Origin of the sequence: Thermococcus sibiricus MM 739 (genome assembly GCF_000022545.1) — an archaeon.
Lineage (GTDB): Archaea > Methanobacteriota_B > Thermococci > Thermococcales > Thermococcaceae > Thermococcus_A > Thermococcus_A sibiricus.
Genome location: NC_012883.1, coordinates 176,036 through 196,307, shown reverse-complemented (window position 1 = coordinate 196,307; position 20,272 = coordinate 176,036). Strand labels below are relative to the sequence as shown.

General features: G+C 39.6%; 23 protein-coding genes. 16 read left to right on the top strand and 7 right to left on the bottom strand.

Annotated features, from left to right (window positions below; translation table 11 throughout):
- Positions 1 to 107 precede the first annotated feature (107 nt).
- Together TSIB_RS00980 and TSIB_RS00975 are read left to right on the top strand one after the other, a co-directional pair.
- Complete coding sequence (locus TSIB_RS00980; protein WP_012766231.1) at positions 108 to 770, top strand: M48 family metallopeptidase; 663 nt, start codon at positions 108 to 110, stop codon at positions 768 to 770.
- The gene (locus tag TSIB_RS00975) at positions 767 to 1,522 is read left to right on the top strand and encodes an MBL fold metallo-hydrolase (RefSeq protein ID WP_048160138.1); all 756 of its coding nucleotides are present in this window, start codon (positions 767 to 769) and stop codon (positions 1,520 to 1,522) included. Before TSIB_RS00980 ends, TSIB_RS00975 begins: the two co-directional genes overlap by 4 nt.
- Here the strand turns inward: TSIB_RS00975 and TSIB_RS00970 are convergent.
- From TSIB_RS00970 to TSIB_RS00960, 3 genes are read right to left on the bottom strand one after another with little or no spacing between them, the layout of a single operon-like run.
- Positions 1,519 to 1,932, bottom strand: a complete 414-nt coding sequence (locus TSIB_RS00970; protein WP_048160137.1) for a secondary thiamine-phosphate synthase enzyme YjbQ — start codon at positions 1,930 to 1,932, stop codon at positions 1,519 to 1,521. The genes TSIB_RS00975 and TSIB_RS00970 overlap by 4 nt on opposite strands.
- The gene (locus TSIB_RS00965; RefSeq protein WP_012766228.1) at positions 1,907 to 2,206 is read right to left on the bottom strand and encodes a VanZ family protein; all 300 of its coding nucleotides are present in this window, start codon (positions 2,204 to 2,206) and stop codon (positions 1,907 to 1,909) included. Before TSIB_RS00965 ends, TSIB_RS00970 begins: the two co-directional genes overlap by 26 nt.
- On the bottom strand, positions 2,203 to 3,099 hold the full coding sequence (locus TSIB_RS00960; protein ID WP_012766227.1) for a thiamine-phosphate synthase family protein: 897 nt from the start codon (positions 3,097 to 3,099) through the stop codon (positions 2,203 to 2,205). Before TSIB_RS00960 ends, TSIB_RS00965 begins: the two co-directional genes overlap by 4 nt.
- A gap of 94 nt (positions 3,100 to 3,193) precedes the next feature.
- Here TSIB_RS00960 and TSIB_RS00955 point away from each other — a divergent pair, with 94 nt between their 5' ends.
- Together TSIB_RS00955 and TSIB_RS00950 are read left to right on the top strand one after the other, a co-directional pair.
- Positions 3,194 to 4,732: a D-glucuronyl C5-epimerase family protein gene (locus tag TSIB_RS00955; RefSeq protein ID WP_012766226.1), complete on the top strand. Its 1,539-nt coding sequence runs from the start codon at positions 3,194 to 3,196 to the stop codon at positions 4,730 to 4,732.
- A gap of 5 nt (positions 4,733 to 4,737) precedes the next feature.
- Complete coding sequence (locus TSIB_RS00950) at positions 4,738 to 5,853, top strand: D-glucuronyl C5-epimerase family protein (protein ID WP_012766225.1); 1,116 nt, start codon at positions 4,738 to 4,740, stop codon at positions 5,851 to 5,853.
- Here TSIB_RS00950 and TSIB_RS00945 read toward each other — a convergent pair.
- Positions 5,833 to 6,417: a membrane protein gene (locus TSIB_RS00945; protein WP_012766224.1), complete on the bottom strand. Its 585-nt coding sequence runs from the start codon at positions 6,415 to 6,417 to the stop codon at positions 5,833 to 5,835. The genes TSIB_RS00950 and TSIB_RS00945 overlap by 21 nt on opposite strands.
- A 129-nt stretch (positions 6,418 to 6,546) precedes the next feature.
- Here TSIB_RS00945 and TSIB_RS00940 point away from each other — a divergent pair, with 129 nt between their 5' ends.
- The 7 genes from TSIB_RS00940 to TSIB_RS00910 all read left to right on the top strand — a co-directional run bounded on the left by TSIB_RS00940 (position 6,547) and on the right by TSIB_RS00910 (position 12,154).
- Complete coding sequence (locus TSIB_RS00940) at positions 6,547 to 7,743, top strand: aminotransferase class V-fold PLP-dependent enzyme (protein WP_048160136.1); 1,197 nt, start codon at positions 6,547 to 6,549, stop codon at positions 7,741 to 7,743.
- A 240-nt stretch (positions 7,744 to 7,983) separates the two neighbouring features.
- Positions 7,984 to 9,186 (top strand): hypothetical protein, encoded by a 1,203-nt coding sequence (locus TSIB_RS00935; RefSeq protein ID WP_048160135.1) that lies wholly within the window; start codon positions 7,984 to 7,986, stop codon positions 9,184 to 9,186.
- A 30-nt stretch (positions 9,187 to 9,216) separates the two neighbouring features.
- Positions 9,217 to 9,801, top strand: coding sequence for a hypothetical protein (locus tag TSIB_RS00930; protein WP_012766220.1), 585 nt, complete (start codon positions 9,217 to 9,219; stop codon positions 9,799 to 9,801).
- 72 nt (positions 9,802 to 9,873) lie between these two features.
- Entirely contained in the window at positions 9,874 to 10,149 is a 276-nt protein-coding gene (locus tag TSIB_RS00925; protein ID WP_048160134.1) for a hypothetical protein, read from the top strand.
- Entirely contained in the window at positions 10,149 to 10,949 is an 801-nt protein-coding gene (locus tag TSIB_RS00920) for a hypothetical protein (protein ID WP_012766218.1), read from the top strand. Before TSIB_RS00925 ends, TSIB_RS00920 begins: the two co-directional genes overlap by 1 nt.
- A gap of 11 nt (positions 10,950 to 10,960) precedes the next feature.
- Positions 10,961 to 11,542, top strand: a complete 582-nt coding sequence (locus TSIB_RS00915) for an AAA family ATPase (RefSeq protein WP_048160761.1) — start codon at positions 10,961 to 10,963, stop codon at positions 11,540 to 11,542.
- A gap of 36 nt (positions 11,543 to 11,578) precedes the next feature.
- Complete coding sequence (locus TSIB_RS00910) at positions 11,579 to 12,154, top strand: DUF523 domain-containing protein (protein ID WP_012766216.1); 576 nt, start codon at positions 11,579 to 11,581, stop codon at positions 12,152 to 12,154.
- 8 nt (positions 12,155 to 12,162) lie between these two features.
- Here TSIB_RS00910 and TSIB_RS00905 read toward each other — a convergent pair whose 3' ends face one another.
- Complete coding sequence (locus TSIB_RS00905; protein WP_012766215.1) at positions 12,163 to 12,900, bottom strand: class I SAM-dependent methyltransferase; 738 nt, start codon at positions 12,898 to 12,900, stop codon at positions 12,163 to 12,165.
- Between the two features lie 147 nt (positions 12,901 to 13,047).
- On the opposite strand from TSIB_RS00905, the gene TSIB_RS00900 reads away from it, so the two are divergent.
- Positions 13,048 to 13,503 (top strand): flavodoxin family protein, encoded by a 456-nt coding sequence (locus tag TSIB_RS00900; protein WP_012766214.1) that lies wholly within the window; start codon positions 13,048 to 13,050, stop codon positions 13,501 to 13,503.
- Positions 13,504 to 13,516: 13 nt separating this feature from the next.
- Here the strand turns inward: TSIB_RS00900 and glmM are convergent, their stop codons facing one another.
- The gene (gene glmM, locus TSIB_RS00895; RefSeq protein WP_048160133.1) at positions 13,517 to 14,866 is read right to left on the bottom strand and encodes a phosphoglucosamine mutase; all 1,350 of its coding nucleotides are present in this window, start codon (positions 14,864 to 14,866) and stop codon (positions 13,517 to 13,519) included.
- Between the two features lie 73 nt (positions 14,867 to 14,939).
- Positions 14,940 to 15,452, bottom strand: a complete 513-nt coding sequence (locus TSIB_RS00890; protein WP_228359817.1) for a hypothetical protein — start codon at positions 15,450 to 15,452, stop codon at positions 14,940 to 14,942.
- A gap of 68 nt (positions 15,453 to 15,520) precedes the next feature.
- Here TSIB_RS00890 and TSIB_RS00885 point away from each other — a divergent pair, with 68 nt between their 5' ends.
- From TSIB_RS00885 to TSIB_RS00870, 4 genes are read left to right on the top strand one after another with little or no spacing between them, the layout of a single operon-like run.
- Complete coding sequence (locus TSIB_RS00885) at positions 15,521 to 16,765, top strand: BMP family lipoprotein (protein WP_012766211.1); 1,245 nt, start codon at positions 15,521 to 15,523, stop codon at positions 16,763 to 16,765.
- Positions 16,766 to 16,819: 54 nt separating this feature from the next.
- Positions 16,820 to 18,349 carry an ABC transporter ATP-binding protein gene (locus TSIB_RS00880; protein ID WP_012766210.1) on the top strand — a complete coding sequence of 510 codons (1,530 nt, stop codon included), beginning with the start codon at positions 16,820 to 16,822 and terminating at the stop codon, positions 18,347 to 18,349.
- Positions 18,339 to 19,370 (top strand): ABC transporter permease, encoded by a 1,032-nt coding sequence (locus TSIB_RS00875; protein ID WP_012766209.1) that lies wholly within the window; start codon positions 18,339 to 18,341, stop codon positions 19,368 to 19,370. Before TSIB_RS00880 ends, TSIB_RS00875 begins: the two co-directional genes overlap by 11 nt.
- On the top strand, positions 19,367 to 20,272 hold the full coding sequence (locus TSIB_RS00870) for an ABC transporter permease (RefSeq protein WP_012766208.1): 906 nt from the start codon (positions 19,367 to 19,369) through the stop codon (positions 20,270 to 20,272). Before TSIB_RS00875 ends, TSIB_RS00870 begins: the two co-directional genes overlap by 4 nt.

Genomic DNA, 20,272 nt, shown 5'->3' with positions numbered 1-20,272 from the left:
TCACATAGAGCATCTTTCTCATGTTATTTCCCAATAAGTTTCATTGATTCAAATATTAAATCATTTTCTTAAAAAAGCACTTAAACATTCAATGCTAAATATTTGATATGCCAGAGATAGAACTCAGTGGAAGAAGAATACAGTATGAGGTCAGTGTAAGAAAGGTAAGGTACATGAGAATTTACGTGACCCCTAGTGGAAAACTGGAGATTGTTTCTCCAACAAGAAGAGTTGAGCCTTTTTTACGGGCAAAAGAGAAATGGATTATAACTAAAATTGAAGCTATTGAAAAGGCCAAGCAGCTTTCAGGATTCCCTTATCTTGGGAGATTCTACAATACTGGGTCTGGAGAGAAGTTTAAGGTTAATGATAACATGATAAAACTCCCTCACAACAAAAAATTAGAATCAACACTTAGAGTAAGACTTAGAGAGATAATAACCCCCTTAATCCAAGAAAAAACGAAAAAGTTGAATGTAAATGTCAATAAAGTCTTTATTAGAAAGCAAAAAACACGATGGGGAAGCTGCTCCCCAAAAGGAAACTTGAATTTCAATTTAGCAATGCTTGCTTTACCACCGCAACTCATAGATTACCTGGTGAGCCATGAAGTTGCCCACCTCGTAGAAATGAATCACTCTAAAAGATTCTGGAAGTTAGTTGAGAAATTCCATCCAGACTGGAAGAGAAAAAGAAGAGAGCTTAAAGAATGGTGGATAATAGTTCACAATAATCCCATATGGAAGGAAATTCTGGAGGGAAGAAAATGAGAGTCATTCTACTCGGTTCCGGGTCCTACAGTGGAACACCTAAAGCATTGTGTGAGTGTGAAAACTGTTCAAGAGCAAGAAGGTTTCCTCAATACAGAAGAACACGATTCTCTATGTATATCCCTCAGATAAATGCCTTAATAGATCCTTCTCCGGATTTATATTATCACATGAGTTATCTAAACGAACGAATCGAGAATGTTTTTATAACTCATCCTCACTTTGACCATATAGGCGGGCTTCCCGAGTTGCAGGTATTCAAAAAGGTGCGCTTCTATTCTCATAAGAAGATCCTTGACCTTGCAAAACATTTACAGGAGACGTTCCTAGGGATCAGGGAATGGGAGTATGTCTCACTTGAGTTCAATAGGTGGTATGATTTCGGAAAATTTAAAGTAAAACAATTTCCCGTAGTTCATCAGCCAGGTGATGTAGCAGGAGGATTTATTTTAGAAGTAAAAGGAAAGAGAATTGTTATAACAGGGGACACTGGGCCGGAAATCTTAAGAAATCATGAACTATTAGAGGAAATCCGAGGAGCGGACCTTCTGGTTTCTGAAATGACCCATAAGTACTCAATTCCCAAAACCCATCTCGGAGTCGAAGATGCCATCAAATTTGCCCAGAAGGTGGAAGCAAATAAAACCCTTTTTGTCCACATAAGTCACTCAAACTACACTCAAGAGGAATTAGAAGAGAAAGTTGGAGAAAACGGGATGGTTGGGAGAGACTTTATGGTCCTGAGAATCTAATCACCCATTATTTGCACTACTAATCTTCTCCTCCTCGGCCTTACATCAAGTTCCACAAAGAATATCTGCTGCCATAAGCCTCTAACAACTTTCCCATCAACAATTGGGAGTACAAGCGAAGAGCCCAAAAGGCTAGCCCTGAGATGAGAATGAGCATTGTTATCAATAATATCATGTTTGTATCCTGCCCCTTTCGGCACGAGTTCCCTTAGAACTCTTTTAAAATCTTCTAAAAGGTCATTCTCATGTTCTATTGTGACTATTGCTCCAGTGGCACCAGGTACAAATACCAAAACCTGCCCATTTTTTATTTCACTTTTTTCCACGATCTCTTCTATATCCCTCGTTATATCAACTAAGTCAATTTCTCCCCTTGTAGAAAACCTAAGCTCTTCTGTCAGCACTTTCATTCCACCACCTCCAGAGAAGGTATCCAACACCAAACCCTATTAGATTTGCGCCCATATCAAGAAATGAGAAACTTCTTCCTGGAACAAAAAGTTGTAAGCTCTCAAAGATTACAGGAAAAATCATGTATGATTTATCTCTACTTACAAGGCCAAGAATGAGGAATTCCAAAAAATGAACAATTTTGTCTCCTCCGGCCACTCCTGCAGAGGGCACCTTTGGAGAAAGATTCGCATAAGTCAAGAGCATGAGATATAAAAGAGTTATCTTCCTCATAGAAAGCTCTCCAACCTTTTGACTTTTTCAACGACCTCTATTGGGTTTTTTCCGAATATATATACACAAGGCTCTATTCCAAAACCTCCTCTGTCAACAACGGCATCTAATGAGCCTTTCTTTTTAAATTCCTCTACAATAAGCCTGACAGTTTCATCTTCACTTCTTTCACTTTTTTCTATAACTCCGAATTTGAAACCGGCTTTTTTCAGGGCTCTAAATATATTCTCGTCGTATTTTATATTCAAGACGCTCCTGATACCGGGAAATACATTAGAGAGTGCTATTAAAACTCCTGCCATGTGTTCGCTAGCCCCAAATTCTGGAGGTAATGCATAAGCTTTATCTTTTACATGAGTTATTCTCCCTGGAACAGCTGCTACGTCCTCCTTTTCTTTTGGATCCGGAAGAGAATAGGCAAAGTTACTTCTAATCTCCGGGATAAGCTTTAGAAACCCTTTATTTCTAAGGAGTCCTCCTAAAGCTAAATTCAACTCTTCCAGAATTTGTGTACGAGATGGTTCTCCACTAAAGAGGTCACTGCAAAGCGATTCATCATCACTTTCAATATACTCTAAATAACCCTTACATAAAATCCCACTTCTGAGCATTTCAAAGAACCTCTTGTTCAAAAACCGTATTATATCCTCTTTTTTTGCACCATAAAGAATAAGGCTGGCCACCTCTTGGGCAACTATTTGAATTTCCTTACTAAGATCTCCCCCAAGCCGTTTATATTTTCCAGTTAGATATTTGCTAACCATCGCTTGTGTGATACCCAAATGTTCTGCTATTTTTGCCTGAGTTAATCCTTTAGAATACAAAATACGGGCTATATCGGCCCTTAAATTTGGCATCACTTCTTCCGCCCAAAACTCACAGGGGGTTTTCACATTAATCACCAAATATTTATTTTTAAAACTCAGTTATAAATTTTTGCCGGAAAAATTTATATTCTCCTCTTCTTTTAAACTATTGTGAGGAGATATGAAGTTAATTAAAACAATAGGAGTTCTTATTTTGGTGAGTCTTTCACTTGGATGTATCACAGTTGAAGATTCTATTTCATCCTCCCCTACAGGCTCCAAAGTCGAGATCTATGTCCAAATAGATGAAAAAAGCGCTGCTTTTGAACTTTCAGAGATTCAGGTAAAAATTGGAAACAAGACTATAAACGACTTCAACAAACCAAATTTTGTTGGATATGTTAGTGAGAATAATGGAGAAGTAGAAGTAACATTTGTTGTAAATGCCAATGGTAAGGACTGGTATGGAAAGAAAGTGAGTGCTAGAGACCTGATTAACCTTAAATTTCCATATGGAGAGAGAATACTGATAACACTAGAACTGTACTACGAAGATGAAACTCTTAGAATTAAACCTGAAACTGAGAAGTCCGGTATAATAGGGGAAAAAATTCCGGATGAAGTATTTATGGTCTCCGAAGAGGTCCTAGTAAAAGAAATCCGAAAAGTATACGGAGAGGTACCAAACAAAATCAAAGAAGAACTCAAAATAAATAAAAAAATTAGAGAAGAATTCCTAAGCAAATATTCCAAAACAGGCAACATCACATATCTTCGTTCATATAGAGATTCTTTCTATGCGATAAGGGCCTTTGGAGAACTCGCAAAGTGGAAAGGTCTCAGCATGCTTGATATAAAGGCATTTAATTTAACTTTAAAAGCCAATAACGAATATTATTCCAAATATCCATCCCCTCAGAAAGACTTTTCCGTAGTGATATTTTCTGAAAATACCCCCTATTATTCCCCCATAAAAATTAAGGGTGATCTTAATACCTCACTGCCTTTCTTATATTATAGAGGTAGGGGTTTAAGTTATTATCCTGTGAGTGCCCTTCACTGGGCCGATATATACTTCAAACGAGGAAATTATGAAATAGCATTACAATTTCTAAATAATCTCCAAGAATTCATGTATTTCGGAAACTACAACAGCGAGGAATATGCTCTGTTCCTTAATTATTTCCATTTCGAGAATTCTTCCATCCCTTGGGTTTCAGGTTATGCTCAAGGAATGGGTGCGGGATTATACGCAAAAGCATATCAAATAACAAAAAACGAAACGTACTTAAAAACCGCAAAACTACTCCTAAATTCCTTTGATTTATCTTTGAAAGAGAATGGATTTGTTTCAAATACAAAATACGGCCCATGGTATCTTGAATACAACTACAACTCAAATGAGCTGGTCCTGAACGGTCATATAATAGCATTACAGGGCCTCTACTACTACTGGGAAGTCACAAAAGATGAAAAAGCATGGCAACTCTTTCAAGCTGGTGTTGAGAGCACGAAAAAAACACTCCCAATTTTTGACACCAACTCATGGAGCAAGTATTCAAACATTCACGGGGATGCAAGTGAATTCTACCATAGACTCCATATCCAGCTCTTAAAATGGCTATATGATGTTACTGGCGATGAATATTTCTTCAATTATGCAAGAAAATGGAACAACTACCTTATCTACAGGGGATTACCACCCGAAGATCTCGGGTGAATCCAATGAAGAAAATCTACTCTCTGCTCTTGATCTTCCTTCTTTTAATGACTTCATATTTTGGAAGCTTTGAACTTTCAAAGAGAACCATACTAGAAAAATCGAAAGATGTAGAAGACATTCTGAATGAGAACGAAAGAGTTGTTTTAAATAATTTTCTTAAATTCCTAAGCACCACGAATGTCCTTTTCCTATTTTCAAGTATAGAATCATCTTATCCCACAAAAATCTTTGCAAAGGTTTGGAAAGGAGAAGAGAGCATAAGTAGAGAACAGATAAAAATACTCTACTTAACTTTAAGGGCCAATGATGAATACTACTCCAAGTACATCTCTCCTTTAAAGAGCTTTTATCCCATGACATTTGGGAATAAAAGCCCCTATGAGAAGGTCTTCTTTGCTAAAGGAGATCTTAACACCTCTATTCCCTTTGTTCATTACAATTTTAGGGGTCTTGTGCTTTATCCAGTGAGTGCCCTTCACTGGGCCGATATATACTTTAAAAACGGAGATACAAAGGAGGTCCTTAGGATCTTAGACGAACTGAAAGAGGTCATAGTTGTCAAGAAGAAAAATGAGGTCGAATATGCTCTGTTCCTTAATTATTTCCATTTCGAGAATTCTTCCATCCCTTGGGTTTCAGGTTATGCTCAAGGAATGGGTGCGGGATTATACGCAAAAGCATATCAAATAACAAAAAACGAAACGTACTTAAAAACCGCAAAACTACTCCTAAACTCTTTCCAAATCCCATACAAAGAGGGAGGATTTGTTGTAGAATCTCCCTATGGACTTTGGATACTAGAATATGGTTACAACTCAAATGAGCTGGTCCTGAACGGTCATATAATAGCATTACAGGGCCTCTACTACTACTGGGAAGTCACAAAGGATCCCTATGCCAAAGAATTATTTGATAACGGAACAATCTCCGTCGCAAAAGCTCTTCCAGATTTTGATAAAGAGGGATGGAGTTTGTATTCAAATATCCACGGAAAGGCAATGAGAAAATACCATGAACTCCACATTCAGCTCCTAGAATGGCTCTATGAGAAAACAAAAAATGAAATTTTTAAAGGATATGCAGAAAGATGGAAAAAGTCACTCAAGGATGTGCGGTAGTGCCCTAATAACCGGTAAAGAGACTAAAACTCCCACTAAAACATCCACAGCACTTTGAATAGCATTTGGAATGCCTATTACCAGCCAGAATGGAATATGGAACCACTCTTCAATAGTTGGAATCACCTGCTCTTTTGGAATACCAAGCCAGAGAGGTATAGCATAGTAGTAGTTCATAATAACCATGACTGGAATTCTGATTGCAATGCCCATACTATATGCGAGCACTACAAAGATCACAAACTTTTTCTCATTGAAATTCTTAAAATCGAATTTTGTTATCCTCTTAGCTAGTTCAAGACCTAACACTAAACTCAAAGTTGCAAAGAATTTCATACTAGCCCCAAGCCAAGAAGCAGACGATACCAAACTTAACCCCACAAAGAGCAAAATTAAAGCTGTTACACTGCTCCAGAATCCCATGATAACGTAAATAATTACCATCGGAACAGCCACCAAGTCAATGCTCATTCCCCACTGGGTTGGAACTTTAAGTGGAGAGACTTCAAGAACAAGTGATAAACTTAACAGCAACCCTATCAGAGCTATCTCTCTTGCTTTCATTTTACCACCACAGGATTTTTTGTTCCAATATTTATAAAATTTTGTTCCATAATTGGAATATTTGAAAGGACAAAGATGGGAAGCAAAGCCTTTATATGTTCTACGAAGTTAATTCTCATGGTGGTTCATATGAAGATACCAGAGGACGTCCGAAAAGATATCCCTTTAACCCAGGAGGTTATATATTTTGACAACACTGCGACTTCTCTAACTCCTAAGCCAGTTGTTGAAGCTATGGATGAGTACTATTTAAAATACAGAGCCAATGTCCATCGTGGAGTGCATAGACTTTCTCAAAAGGCAACTCATGAATACGAAAAATCAAGAGAAATCACAGCCAAGTTTATTGGAGCAAAATTTGAAGAGATAATTTTTACAAAAAATACGAGTGAGAGTCTTAACTTGGCTGCTTTAGGACTTGAAGGAGTGTTAAAAAAGGGTGATAAGATAGTCACAACTCCTTACGAGCACCACTCCGATTTGCTCCCATGGCAGAGATTGGCCAAAAAACTAGACCTCAAACTGGAGATAATTGAAGGAGACAACGAAGGTAATTTGGATTTAGCAGATGCAGAAAAGAAGACCAAAAGGGCAAAAATTGTGGCGGTTCAACACGTTTCTAATGCTCTCGGAGTTATTCATGAAGTTGAAGAACTTGGAAAGATGGCAAAAGATGAAGGGGCAATATTTGTGGTGGATGCAGCTCAAAGTGTTGGACATATGGAAGTAGACGTGAACAAACTTCATGCAGACTTCTTGGCATTCTCAGGTCACAAAGGCCCAATGGGACCAACGGGAATAGGCGTGCTTTATATAAGGGAGGAGTTCTTCGATGTGTTTGAGCCCCCATTAATCGGCGGAGGAACCATTGAAGACGTTGACTTATACGACTACAAGCTCACAGAGCCACCAGAGCGGTTTGAAGCTGGAACACCAAACATCGGCGGAACAATAGGCCTTGCGGCGGGAATAAAATATATTGAAAAAATAGGCATAGACAAAATCGAAAAGCAAGAACATAAGCTTGTAAAGAGAACAACTGAGGGACTAACGGAGCTTGAGGTGCCGTGGTATGGGCCAAGAGACTTAAAGAAACATGCTGGAGTTGTGAGCTTTAACGTTCCACCACTGCATCCACACGATGTTGCTGCTGTATTGGACGAGCATAAAATTATGGTGAGAAGCGGTCACCACTGTGCATTGCCAGTAATGAAAAAACTGGGTATAAATGGAACTGTGAGAGCATCGTTCCACGTATACAACAGTCTTGAAGAAGTTGAGACATTCCTTGGGGTTATGGAAGAGCTTGTGAAGAGTTTGAGATGAGTCCTTCTTTTCTTATTGTCTTTAATTTCGAAAATTTATACTTATTCTAAAAAGCCCTGAAAAAGTTATTTTGTATAAACCGTTTCTCATCGTTCATAGCGACATTTTGCCCTATCATGTAGAATTTAATCCCATAAAACCTACTAAAAAGAGCTTAAAATAAAAATGAAACGTTCCGAAACGTTCTTTTCACCGAGTTCCTAAAATAACTAAAAAGCCTAGTTAAGAATGGTGATGGACATGAAGTGGTTGAAGGTTTGGTTGTTAATGGCTCTCTTGGTGGGGAGCATAATCCCTGCAGGTTTGAGCCTAGCAGATGAAAATGCCACTATAGAAAATGAAACAGAATACCTGCCACCAGAGATACAAAATATAACTCAAGAGGAAAAGATAGCCAATCAAATTGTCGTTGCCCTTGAAAGATTGAGCAACATAACAACAAAGTTAATCAATAATGTAAATCTTCCTGAGAACTCAAGTATCATGAGACACTACCAGTTAGCGGAACAATATAAAGAAGTTGCCACGAATGCATATGAAAGCGACGACTATTACAACACAATAATAAACGGCCTCACTGCAATGCACCACTACAGAGAAGTGCTAAAGAGCTTCGAGAGAGGGAAGGAAGAGCTTAAGGAAAGGCTTCCGGAAGAGATAAAGAGAATGGAAGGCTACTTCAGAATGGCCGAAAAGACAATAGAAATTGCCCAGAGACAGGGAATTGACGTGGGAAATACAACGACGCTCTTACAAGAGACTAAAGATGCATATAAGGCTGTGCTGGAAGACATAAAAGCTAAAGATCTTGAAAAAGCTAGGGAAGATCTTGAAATCGCCAGAGAAAAGAAAGCTGCCTTAGATGAAGAACTTAGAAGAATCAGAAAGGAGCTTGTAGAAGCAAATGCAGACAAAATAGTAAATGAATTCCTAGAGAAAGGTGCAAGAGGGATAGAAACAGCAGAGAAAGTCGTTGAAATGGCAGAAGAAAAGGGTTACGACGCTCATGAGCTCCAGGAAAGACTCGAAGCATTTAAGGAGATTTATAGTGAAGTTAAGGCCCTTGCAGATGAAGGGAAATACGATGAGGCTCTTCAAGTTATGAGAGAGAATACAGAGACAATAAAAGAATTCCATCGGGCAATGGCCTTCCTTCAGAAGAAGTTCCATGAAAGAGAAGTCCAAGAGAGATTGGGAGACTTAAAAGGATTCCTCAGAGAGATGACAATAAGAATCCAGAAAGATTCAAGGGAGTTAAGAGAACTTGGAAGAAGGGGAGTAGACACCAGGAGAGCAGAACTTCAGCTCAAAACATCCATACAAGAAATAAGACTTGGAATCGAACTCCTTAAAAACAGAAAACCCGCTGAAGCTAAGATGCATTTTGCAATAGCCTTAGACATGCTCCACAAGGTCGACGAGTTTATCCTACGGCATGCTTGATTTCTCTAAATTTTTGCGGAGGTGAAATGAATGAAGAGAACTCTACTTGCCCTTTTACTTTTCATCCCTCTTGTGAATGCCCAGAGCATAACCATTACACCCTATGGAGATGGCTATGCAACTGTGGAAATTGAAATGCCTGTGGACGACTATACAACTCAAGTTACATCATCCCTGCTCGGGGATCATTACGAGGACATCTTTGTTATAGATGAAAATGGTAACCCTCTAGAATATTCCATAAACGGAAACGAGATCACAATAACTGTTCAAAACTCTCAAATAGTAAAAATAATATACTCCACTCCAGATCTAATGAACAAAGAAGGCCTTATTTGGACTCTTTCATTAAAATCAGAAGCTCCAGTAGACGTAATCTTACCTGAAGAAGCAGATTTGGTGGATATGAGTGACTCACCCCTTGAAATACACGGAAACAAGATAACAATGCCCGCAGGTGAAGTGCAAATAAGCTTTATCCTTCAAGACCTCGAAGACCAAAAAACTGTTCAAGATATTGCCACAAACACAGATAAAGATTTAACAAAAATTATTCTCCCTCTAGGAGGTCTTTTGGCACTCCTAGTTTTAGGGATCGCATTATGGAAAAGATGAGTTTTTTTGGATTTGTCTTTTCTTCAATTAAATTTATGAACCCACGCTCATAAAATTCCTACTGGTGGTTCTATGTTAGTTGCAAAACCATGCACAAGCATGAAGGCCATAAACATCACCCCTCAAGAGAAATTTGATCTTGATCTAGAAGAAGTGTGTGAATGCCTAGCTGAGAGAGGGTATCAAATAAAAAGAGTAACAAGGTTTCTAGCTCTTGTGAGAAAAGCATATGATATCAGCATATTCCCAAGTGGAAAAATAATAGTAAAAGAAACAGACAATAAAGAAGAGGCCTTAAAAATCGCTCAAGAAATTTACGAGTGTGCAAAAGCTTATCGGGTGAGTTAATGTTTGCCAAAGAGGAACTAGCAGAAAGAATCAATAGAATAAGGAAAGAGAATGGTTTTCCCATAGTACCCTTTGTAATAGAGGAAGTAAACTATGATGAAGAAGGGGATAAATTATTTATAATCGCCAAAGACAGAAGTGATAAAAGTGCAATCATTGGAAACAGCTTCGTAATTGGGAAACTCAGAGAAGAACTCGGAATAAAACAAGTTACTGTTTACTCAAAACTTGACCTAATCATAAAAAGAAAAAAACTAGAAGAGAACTTGAAGAGAATCAAAGATACCCTTCTCGACTTTCTGATTCCCATAATAGAAGCAGATTTTAACTTCCCTCCTCGGAAATGGCCCACTCTTCACAACAATGGAAGGGCTCTCGTGTTCCTTAGCTTCAATGCAAAAGCCATGTTAGGTTTTGCTGAAAAAGTTGGTCTAGAAGCCGAGAGAATCGGAATCAAATACACCTTTCCAAAAATGGAGTACGAAGCAATGGAAGGCTCTCTTAGAGAGCTCTTTTTCCCAGATGAGAGGAAGCTCATAGATGTAGCAAAGGAAAGAGACCTCAAAATAATAATAGCAGATTTCCCATTTGACCTAAAGATAAACGAGGATATCGCACTCCTGAACCCCCTCAGGTTCTTCCATATTGGATTCTTTGAAGCAAAATATTTCTTTGGATTTGAAAAGCCCGTCAGAGTTGACAAAGATGCCATGATAGACTTCGTAGTAGACATGGTAGCCGAAGGACTTATGGAGTCAACAGATGGGGCAAACTTAATATGGTGGGCATGGAAAAGATAGAAGGTGGTAAAATGATAGTCGGCGTTGTGGGTAAAATTGCAGCAGGAAAAACCACGGTTGCAAAGTTCTTTGAGGAAAAAGGATTTTGCAGAGTTTCGTGTAGTGATCCACTAATTGACCTTCTAACTCACAACCTAAGCAAGTACTCATGGCTTCCAGAAATTCCAGAAAAGAGCGAACCAACAAGAGACAAACTCATTGAGTACGGCAGGCACCTTAAGAAAACTTTTGGGGAAGATATTTTGATAAGGCTGGCGCTGGACAAGAAAAGAAACTGCAAAAATGTGGTTATTGACGGAGTCCGCTCTAAGGGAGAAATTGAAGCAATAAAAAAGCAGGGCGGATTTATAATTTACGTCGAGGCTAGGCCAAAGATAAGGTATGAACGTTTAAAAAGGAGAAACGCGGGTAAGGACAAGGCGATAAAAAGCTTTGAAGATTTTCTAAATGCCGATGAGGCCGAAGAAAAGCTCTACCACACAAGAATGCTTAAAGATCTGGCTGATTTCTTGATTGTGAATGAAGGCAGCCTTGAAGATCTAAAAAAGAGAGTTAATACTGTTATAACCTCCTTAACGTCTGGAAAAATTTAAAGGTTCTTCAAGATTTCCTTTTATTGGTGAACTTCAATGAAAATAGTTGTCCTTGCTCCCTGTCTCTTAAGCCCTTTCTATGTCTACCGAGGCCCAAAAGATAAGGAGTATACAACCAGTAGAGAATTATTAAATCTTCTTGCAAAACATGTAAGAGAAATAAGAGTCTTAACTTACCCCTGTCCTGAATATAAACTTATAGGATGGCCAAGACCCCCAATGAGCAGAGAAGCTTTAGAAAAACTTGGAATATCCGAAACTGCTAGAAAAATTTTGGATTTTATTGAAAGAGTTCTAACGGAAGAAAAACCTGAGAAGGTAATTTTTGTTGGCGTCAAAGGTTCACCAACGTGTGGCATATTCTATACAACTTCAAGCGATCCAGAAAAGTTCCCATATAGGATAATCGAAGAATTCTCTTGTCTAAACAAAAAAGAACGGATAGAACTGTCAAAAGAACTCATGGAAGAGCAAAACTTCAAAGTAATACCAGGGGAGGGTGTTCTTTTCCAAATTCTTAAAAGGAGGTTTCCAGAGGCTATTTACCTAGAGTTTGATAAAGATAACATTGAAAAAAGCTTAAAACAGCTTGAAAAACACTTTAAACACTAAAGAGGGGGCTATTCTCGAGGTTTCTCGGCCACCACCATTATTTCAATGTCGTCCATATCTACCTTTCGCTTCCCCCATCTTCCAGCGGTTCCTCCCCAAATGGCCTTCACTTCAAACCCAACCATTCTAAACATCAGGTAGAGCTCGGTCGGGACATAGACCCGCTCCCGTATAGCGACTTTCGTGCCGTCCGGGGCCTCAAGCTCCTCATAGAACGTCATGGTATTCGGGTCAAAAAGCCCCTTGGCAATGTCCTCGTTCGTCGCTTTCTTGACCCTTGAGAGCGCGCTTAGGGCCGTTAAGATGAACTTGCCTCCAGGTTTCAGTGACTTATATACATTCCTTAAGATGGCCAAGTCATGCTCTATTGGGTCGTCAGACGAGCCAAGCAATGAAAAGGCACCCTCACATAGACATACCGCGGCGTCAAACTTTTCATTTCTCGCGAACTTGGTTGCATCTGCTTTTATAAATTCAACTTCAACACCCTCTTTTTGGGCCCGTTCTTCTGCCTTTTCGAGCATTTTTTGGGAAATATCAACACCCGTGACGCGGTATCCCCTCTTTGCAAGCTCTAAAGAATGTCTACCAACACCACAGCCTACATCTAATATTTTTGCACCTTCTGGAAGTTTAAATTCTTCCAGTAAGAAATCAATTTCTTTTTTCGTATGCTTGGTAAAGGCTTCCTGTAAATAATAGTCGGCCTCCCTGTCAAAAAACTCTTCCCATTCGTGCTTTTTCATAGTAATCACATACAAAACTCGTTTTCTCAGTTAAAAACTTTTGGATTATCTAAAGATGCTAAAAACGAACTACACGAAAAATCTACAAATACACTTTCAAGAATAAATTATAAGAAAATCCATGAAGAGGTATAATAGGTGTGGAGTATGAATGCCTTGATTATTTACGTTTCCATTCACCACAGAAATACTGAAAAAGTGGCAAAAATAATGGCAAAAACTCTTGAAGCAGAACTCACAAAGCCATGGGAAATTAAACCCGAGGAGCTTTTGAAATATGACCTCATAGGCTTCGGCTCAGGAATCTACTACTGGAAGCACCACAGGGCACTTTTCAAACTCGTGGAGAGCCTTCCCAGGATGAAGGGAAAGAAGGCGTTCATCTTCTCGACAGCGGGGATAAATATTCCTTTTATCAATCACCGAAAGCTTAGGAGTGCTCTCAGGAAAAAGGGATTTGAGATAGTTGGGGAGTTCTCATGCAGAGGATGGGACACGAACGGCTGGCTTGAGAAGATTGGGGGGATAAGCAAGGAGCACCCAAATGAAAAGGATTTAGAGAATGCAAGAAGATTTGCAGAGAAATTAAAGAGCATGATTTGAAAGCTAGTTCATATTATACACTTTTTATCGCTCTTTTTACAACTTCTTCAGCCTTTTCCATCAGCTCCTCCGCCTTCTTCTTTGTGTGTGCCTCAAGAGTAATGCGCATTATTGGCTCTGTTCCACTTGGCCTGAATAGAATCCACCACTCATCATTTTCAATCCTGATACCATCAATGTCAATAATCCTCTTGTACTCAAAGTTCTCGAGGACTTCTCTCTTTATGAATTCCATGGCTTTGGCTTTCTTCTCATTTGGACAGGGGATTTTTGCCCTTAAAGTAACGTAACGTGGCACTCCCTTTGCAATTTCACTTAATGGGCCGAGTTTATCAATCATCTCAAGAACAAGTACACCGGCAAATATGCCATCCGGAGTTAGGTTCCACTGGGGTATTATCCAAGTCCCGCTTGGCTCTCCCCCAAAGACTGCGTTTTCTCTTACTATACCCTCTGCAACTGCAACATCTCCAACCTTTACCCTAGCGACTTCTCCTCCCAAAGGTTTAATGTAGTCATCCAAGGCAAACCCCGCATCCACAGTGGTGATAATTTTCCCCTTCCCGAACTTTCTGAGCATGTAGCTGCTTATGAGGGAAAGCATGACTTCGTATTCAACAAAGTTGCCCTGATCGTCAATAACACCGATTCTATCAGCATCTCCGTCGTGTGCTATTCCAACATCGGCCCCAAGAGACTTTACAGCCTTTGAAAGAGCTAAGAGACTCTTGGCATTTGGCTCAAGCTCTCTAACAAAAAAACCGCTTGGATGTGAGTTTAGAGAAACAACTTTGTTTCCAAGCTCTCTCTGGAGGTAAGGGGATAGAATTGAACCTGCACCATTCCCACAGTCAACTACAACCTTATAGCCTTTTGAAAGCTCTATCATCTCAAGGGCTTTCTTTATGTACTCCTTTTTTGGATCAGCCCTCGTTAGTTCTCCTATGTCATTCCAAGATACCTGCTGGAACTTCCCTTTTTCAAGAATTCTTTCCAATTCATTTTCCATCTCGCTTGTGTAGGCCATTCCATTTGGCTGCCATACCTTTATCCCGTTGTACTCTGGAGGGTTGTGAGAAGCAGTTATTGTGACACCTGCATCTGCTTCGTAGAGTTTTATTGCAAACCCAGTTAAGGGTGTTGGAGAAAGGTCGATATCAATAACATCAACGCCGGTGCTTAAAAGACCGGAAATAAGAGCATTCTTTAGCATCTCTCCACTTGTTCTAGTGTCTTTACCAACTACAACCTTCCCTTCACCAAGATAAGTGCCCAAAGCCTTTCCAACTTTTAAAGCAAGATCTGGAGTTAATCTTTCGTTAACGACTTCCCTTATGCCACTTGTCCCAAAGTACTTGCCCATAAGAATCACCAACAATGACTGTTAACACTAAGAAATACGAGGCTAAGTTAAAAAATTTTTTATTCTGTTTCCCTCAAAATCTCCTTATATAAGTTTCCTTTTTAATAACTCTGCCCTCTTCAAGCTTGTAAACATCAATTCTCTCCATACCCATTGTCTCTCGCTTGTAAGCAACAAGATAATCTATAAAATCCTTAATAGCATACTTAAAAACTGAGTCTTTGAAGTACTTAGGCTCGTATATTAATATGACCCTATCATCATGATTGGATATGAAGGAGTAATACTTTTTTCGCTCTGTTTTTGGTCTAGAAAGGAGGGAATAGAGGAAATACCCATCAAGTTTTATGGTTTCATCTATATTTCCAATGAAAACACTTTCAGGATATCCAACTTCAAATGGCAAATATTCAGCCAGAAATAGTTTCCCTTTAGAAAGCCATGCATTTAGAAATATCCTAGCAAGTTTCTTTGCATCCCCTGTGATTAGAATTACGCCCCGTTCAAGATTTACTATCTCCTTAAGCATGAGCATCCCATTGTTAATAGGCACAATGTTTTTAAAAACATGCGGATTCCTATGCACCAGCACCACAAAATATATATTCTATCATTCTCACTCCCATACGATAACCCCATTATGGAGGTCGACCTATGAAGAACAGAATATTGACAGTCTTTTTAATAGGAGTTTTAGTATTTAGTGTTGCCATAAGTGGATGTACAGGTGGAGAAACAACAAGTACTCCTGAATACGCAGGAAAAGTTGCAGTTGTCTATGATGTCGGTGGGAGAGGGGACTTAAGCTTCAACGATATGGCATATCTAGGAGCTTCAAAAGCTGCAAAAGACTTTAACCTTGAAATTAAGGAAGTACAAAGCAATACAGAATCAGATTACTTGCCCAACCTTAGGAGTCTCGCCCAGACTGGAGAGTACGACATTATAGTAGCAGTTGGATTTATGATGACTGATGCAGTGATCCAAGTTGCAGACGAATTCCCAGATCAAAAGTTCGCCATTGTTGATGGATTTATTCCCGACAAACCAAATGTTGTAAGTATTCTCTTTAAAGAAAACGAAGGCTCAGCTTTAATTGGAGCTTTAGCCGGATTAATAGCTGCAAATGATGGTAAAGACAAAGTTGGAATCGTTCTTGGTATTGAGATTCCCGTTCTTTATAAATTCGAAGGTGGCTATCACTTCGGTGTTGTTTGGGCCGAAGACTATTACAAGCAAAAGACTGGAAATGACGTTAATATTGAAGTTCTCTACACTTACACCGGTTCATTCACAGACCCTGCAAAAGGTAAAACCGCAGCTCAAGCTCAGCTTGGACAAGGGGCCTGGATAATCTACCAAGTCGCAGGTGCTGTTGGCCTTGGTGTTTTTGATGCTGTTGACGAGTACCTTGAGAGTCAAGGAAAAGAGATGGGGCCACCATTTGCTGTTGGTGTTGATTCAGCCCAAGACTGGATCAAGCCAGGTGTAATAATAGCTTCAATGATGAAGAGAGTTGACGTTGGTGTCTACAGGACTGTTGAAATGGCCGTCAAGGGTAACTGGCAAGGAGGAATAATGGAGCTTGGTCTTAACGAGGGTGGTGTTGGCGTAAGCACCATTGAAGACGTTAGGGAAATCTTTAACTCACTACCAGAAGACACAAAGCAACAAAAACTTGAAGAACTTGGACTTAACAGCGAGGAAGAACTCTTTACCAAGCTTGAAGAAACAAGGAGCCAAGTTCCAGACTGGATCTGGCAAGCCGTAAGTGAATTGGAGTCTAAGATTAAGAGTGGAGAGATAGAAATTCCATCAGCACTAACTTCAGAACAAATCGAAGCCATAAGAAACGCTGAAACATGGCAAGAGATGGAAGAATTAGGAAAACAATGGTAAAACAACTGATATTTCCTTTCTATTTTCTCTTTATAATCTTTAGGGGGTGCATTTATGGAAGAAGCTCCAATTATTGAAATGAAAGGAATCATAAAAATCTATCCCGATGGCACTAAAGCACTTAAAGGTGTTGATTTTTCCGTAAAACAAGGTGAGATTCATGGTTTATTAGGAGAGAATGGGGCTGGGAAAACTACCCTGATGAAGATCCTCTCTGGGATGCTCCATCCTACAGATGGTAAAATCTTTGTTAATAACAAAGAAGTGAGATTTAAAACTCCCGCTGATGCTCTTGCAAATGGAATTGGTATGGTTCACCAGCACTTCACGCTGGTAGATGTTTTTGATGGCCTCCACAATATCATACTTGGGATGGAGGGGCATGGTCTCTTTTCTAAGATAGACGTCGAGAAAGCGATGAAGAAACTGCAAAAACTTATGGATGATTTGAATTTCCAAGTTCCTCTTGATGTTCCTGTAGAAACCCTCCCTGTTGGTGTCCAACAAAGGATTGAGATATTAAAAACACTATATAGGGACGTTGATGTACTTATATTGGACGAACCAACCGCTGTACTAACCCCCATAGAGGTTAAAGAACTCTTCGATGTTCTTAAAAAACTAAAATCCCAAGGAAAAACAATTATCTTTATCAGTCATAAACTCAAAGAAGTCATGGAAATAACAGACAGGGTAACAGTTCTTAGAAAAGGAGAGCTTATAGGAACTGTAAATACAAATGAAACTTCCCCAAAAGAGCTTGCTAAGATGATGGTCGGAAGAGAGGTAGTTCTTAGGATAGAAAAACCTCCAAAAGAAGCAGAAAACCCTGTTTTACAAGTCCAAGATTTATGGGTTAAAGGAGATAGAGGCCAAGATGCTGTAAAAGGATTAACATTCAACGTGAAAGCCGGAGAGATCTTTGGAATAGCTGGTGTTGAAGGTAACGGGCAAACCGAACTTATAGAAGCAATAAGCGGACTTAGAAAAATTGAAAAAGGCAAAGTTATTCTCAATGGAAAAGAAATCACTGGAAGACCTCCAAAAGAACTCTATGACCTTGGAGTGGCTCACATACCAGAGGATAGGATCCATATGGGTTTAGTAGCAGAAATGAGTGTTACTGAAAACTCCATACTTGGCCTTCACTGGAGAGAGACTTTTAGGGGACCTATTGGAATGTTAAGGTGGAACAAAGCCAAAGAACACGCTGCAAAGATTGTAAAGGATTTTGAAGTCTTAGTACCAAGTATAGACGCTCCTGTAAAAAGCTTAAGTGGAGGGAACCAACAAAAGCTCATCGTAGCAAGAGAAACTAGCAAGCAACCTGAATTCATAATTGCATCTCAACCCACAAGGGGTGTGGATGTAGCCTCAACAGAATATATAAGAAATTACCTAATAAAACTCAGGGATGAGAATAAAGCTGTTCTTTTAGTTTCTGCAGATCTAGATGAAGTGCTTCAGCTTAGCGATAGAATGGCAATAATGTATGAAGGGAAATTTGTAGGCATCGTTAAACCCGAAGAGGTTACTGAAGAACAAATAGGACTGATGATGGGAGGTATAAAACATGAAAGTTGACATTAAAGGATTTGCCAAACCTCTCATAGAAAGCTTAATTGCTGTAATAATAGGAATATTAGTAGGGGCCATCATATTAGCATTTTCAGGATACAATCCGGTTGAAGCATATTCCGCTCTCTTTGATGGTGCATTAGGCTCCAAATACGGATGGGCAATGACTCTAAGTGCTGCAACTCCCATAATGCTAACCGCGCTAACATTTGGGCTTGGTGCAAAAACCGGCTTGTTTAACATAGGTGGGGAAGGCACAGTGTATTTCGGAGCTATAGCGGCACTCATTTTGACCAATATTTGGGGAAACATTTTAATGGGTCTTCTCGGTGGAATAATTGCCGGAATTGCTTGGATGGCCATTCCTGCACTTCTAAAAGTATTCAGGGGGGTTAATGAAGTTGTATCAACAATTATGCTAAACTGGGTAGCATATTTCTTAGCTCTGTACATTATAATCCAGAAAATACCCAATCCAAAAGATCCAAATAAAACTATAGCAATTCCTTTAAGCGCTAGATTTCCCATAATAATAAAGGGAACGGAATTATCTTGGGCCTTTGCAATTTCAGTAATAGCAGCACTAGTTGCTTACTATATTCTCTGGCACACCACCATCGGATATGAACTACGTGTTAGCGGATACAATGAAAGAGCAGCCCGTTATGCTGGTATAAACCCCAAAAAAACTGTTATATGGTCCTTCGTCCTAGGAGGGATCATGAGTGGACTTGCCGGTGCTATTGAGATGATGGGAAGACCACCAAGTTATGCAATAAGTCAAGGGATGGCAAATATCTATGGATATGGATTTGATGGAATTGGAGTCTCATTAGTAGGTAGAAATCATCCCTTGGGGATAATATTCAGTGGAATATTCTTTGGAATGCTTAAAGCTGGAGCTACAGCTATGCAGATTGAAGCAGGAGTACCTTTAGAGATGGTTAGAGTAGTCCAAGGAATTATAGTTGTTACAGTAGCTATCCCGGGACTTCTAGATCTATTGAAAAGGGTGGTGAGAAAATGATGGACACAGCCCTTTCAATACTTATAGGAGCCTTGACCGCTATGGTACCACTTGTGCTTACAAGCGTTGGCGCTACAGTTAGTGAGAGAGCGGGTGTAGTTAACATAGGCTATGAAGGGATACTACTCATGACTGCATTCTTTGGAGCAATGTTTGCGGAGATTAGTGGTAGTCCTTGGATCGGCCTAATCGGAGGAGCATTTATTGGAATGCTACTTGGAATGCTTCACGGTTTTATTACCGTTTATTTGAAGGGTGATCACGTTATTCCTGGTATAGGCGTGAACTTGCTGGCCTTGGGTGTTGTGGCTTTTGGAATTCCAGCATACTGGGGAACTGCAGGACAACATCAAGTCCCCTCAAACTTCAGAATAACCCCAATAATAAAAACTGCTTATGGAAGCTTAAGCCCAATGGTTTTTGTAACAATAGTGATAGCAGTTTTAACTCACTGGGTACTCTTTAGAACACCTTTGGGCCTCAGAATAAGGTCAGTAGGTGAAAATCCAGAAGCCGCAGATGCACTGGGTATAAACGTAGAACGCTATAGATTTTTAGCCACGGTTTACGGAGCAACTCTTGCAGGACTTGGTGGAGCCTTCATGAGTGTCGATTGGCTTGGTACCGTTACAAAACAGCTCTCAGCAGGTAGAGGTTTCATAGCACTGGCAAACATGGTATTCAGCGGATGGAACCCTCTAAGGGCCCTTTTAGGTGGATTTATATTTGGGTTCTTTGATAATCTTTCGGTATGGGTAAGAACAACCCCGGCAATTCAGAAAATTGTTCCATGGCAATTCGTTGCCACACTTCCATACTTGGTGACATTAATCATCGTTGCAGGAATGATAGGCAGAGTAAGAGCACCAAAAGCCGACGGAAAACCATACAAGAGGGAATAA

Bases quoted from the DNA above. Each gene is read 5' to 3' on its own strand.
- TSIB_RS00980 (WP_012766231.1), top strand. From the start codon at position 108: ATGCCAGAGATAGAACTCAGTGGAAGAAGAATACAGTATGAGGTCAGT.
- TSIB_RS00975 (WP_048160138.1), top strand. From the start codon at position 767: ATGAGAGTCATTCTACTCGGTTCCGGGTCCTACAGTGGAACACCTAAA.
- TSIB_RS00970 (WP_048160137.1), bottom strand. From the start codon at position 1,932: ATGAAAGTGCTGACAGAAGAGCTTAGGTTTTCTACAAGGGGAGAAATT.
- TSIB_RS00965 (WP_012766228.1), bottom strand. From the start codon at position 2,206: ATGAGGAAGATAACTCTTTTATATCTCATGCTCTTGACTTATGCGAAT.
- TSIB_RS00955 (WP_012766226.1), top strand. From the start codon at position 3,194: ATGAAGTTAATTAAAACAATAGGAGTTCTTATTTTGGTGAGTCTTTCA.
- TSIB_RS00950 (WP_012766225.1), top strand. From the start codon at position 4,738: ATGAAGAAAATCTACTCTCTGCTCTTGATCTTCCTTCTTTTAATGACT.
- TSIB_RS00945 (WP_012766224.1), bottom strand. From the start codon at position 6,417: ATGAAAGCAAGAGAGATAGCTCTGATAGGGTTGCTGTTAAGTTTATCA.
- TSIB_RS00940 (WP_048160136.1), top strand. From the start codon at position 6,547: ATGAAGATACCAGAGGACGTCCGAAAAGATATCCCTTTAACCCAGGAG.
- TSIB_RS00935 (WP_048160135.1), top strand. From the start codon at position 7,984: ATGAAGTGGTTGAAGGTTTGGTTGTTAATGGCTCTCTTGGTGGGGAGC.
- TSIB_RS00930 (WP_012766220.1), top strand. From the start codon at position 9,217: ATGAAGAGAACTCTACTTGCCCTTTTACTTTTCATCCCTCTTGTGAAT.
- TSIB_RS00925 (WP_048160134.1), top strand. From the start codon at position 9,874: ATGTTAGTTGCAAAACCATGCACAAGCATGAAGGCCATAAACATCACC.
- TSIB_RS00920 (WP_012766218.1), top strand. From the start codon at position 10,149: ATGTTTGCCAAAGAGGAACTAGCAGAAAGAATCAATAGAATAAGGAAA.
- TSIB_RS00915 (WP_048160761.1), top strand. From the start codon at position 10,961: ATGATAGTCGGCGTTGTGGGTAAAATTGCAGCAGGAAAAACCACGGTT.
- TSIB_RS00910 (WP_012766216.1), top strand. From the start codon at position 11,579: ATGAAAATAGTTGTCCTTGCTCCCTGTCTCTTAAGCCCTTTCTATGTC.
- TSIB_RS00905 (WP_012766215.1), bottom strand. From the start codon at position 12,900: ATGAAAAAGCACGAATGGGAAGAGTTTTTTGACAGGGAGGCCGACTAT.
- TSIB_RS00900 (WP_012766214.1), top strand. From the start codon at position 13,048: ATGAATGCCTTGATTATTTACGTTTCCATTCACCACAGAAATACTGAA.
- glmM (WP_048160133.1), bottom strand. From the start codon at position 14,866: ATGGGCAAGTACTTTGGGACAAGTGGCATAAGGGAAGTCGTTAACGAA.
- TSIB_RS00885 (WP_012766211.1), top strand. From the start codon at position 15,521: ATGAAGAACAGAATATTGACAGTCTTTTTAATAGGAGTTTTAGTATTT.
- TSIB_RS00880 (WP_012766210.1), top strand. From the start codon at position 16,820: ATGGAAGAAGCTCCAATTATTGAAATGAAAGGAATCATAAAAATCTAT.
- TSIB_RS00875 (WP_012766209.1), top strand. From the start codon at position 18,339: ATGAAAGTTGACATTAAAGGATTTGCCAAACCTCTCATAGAAAGCTTA.
- TSIB_RS00870 (WP_012766208.1), top strand. From the start codon at position 19,367: ATGATGGACACAGCCCTTTCAATACTTATAGGAGCCTTGACCGCTATG.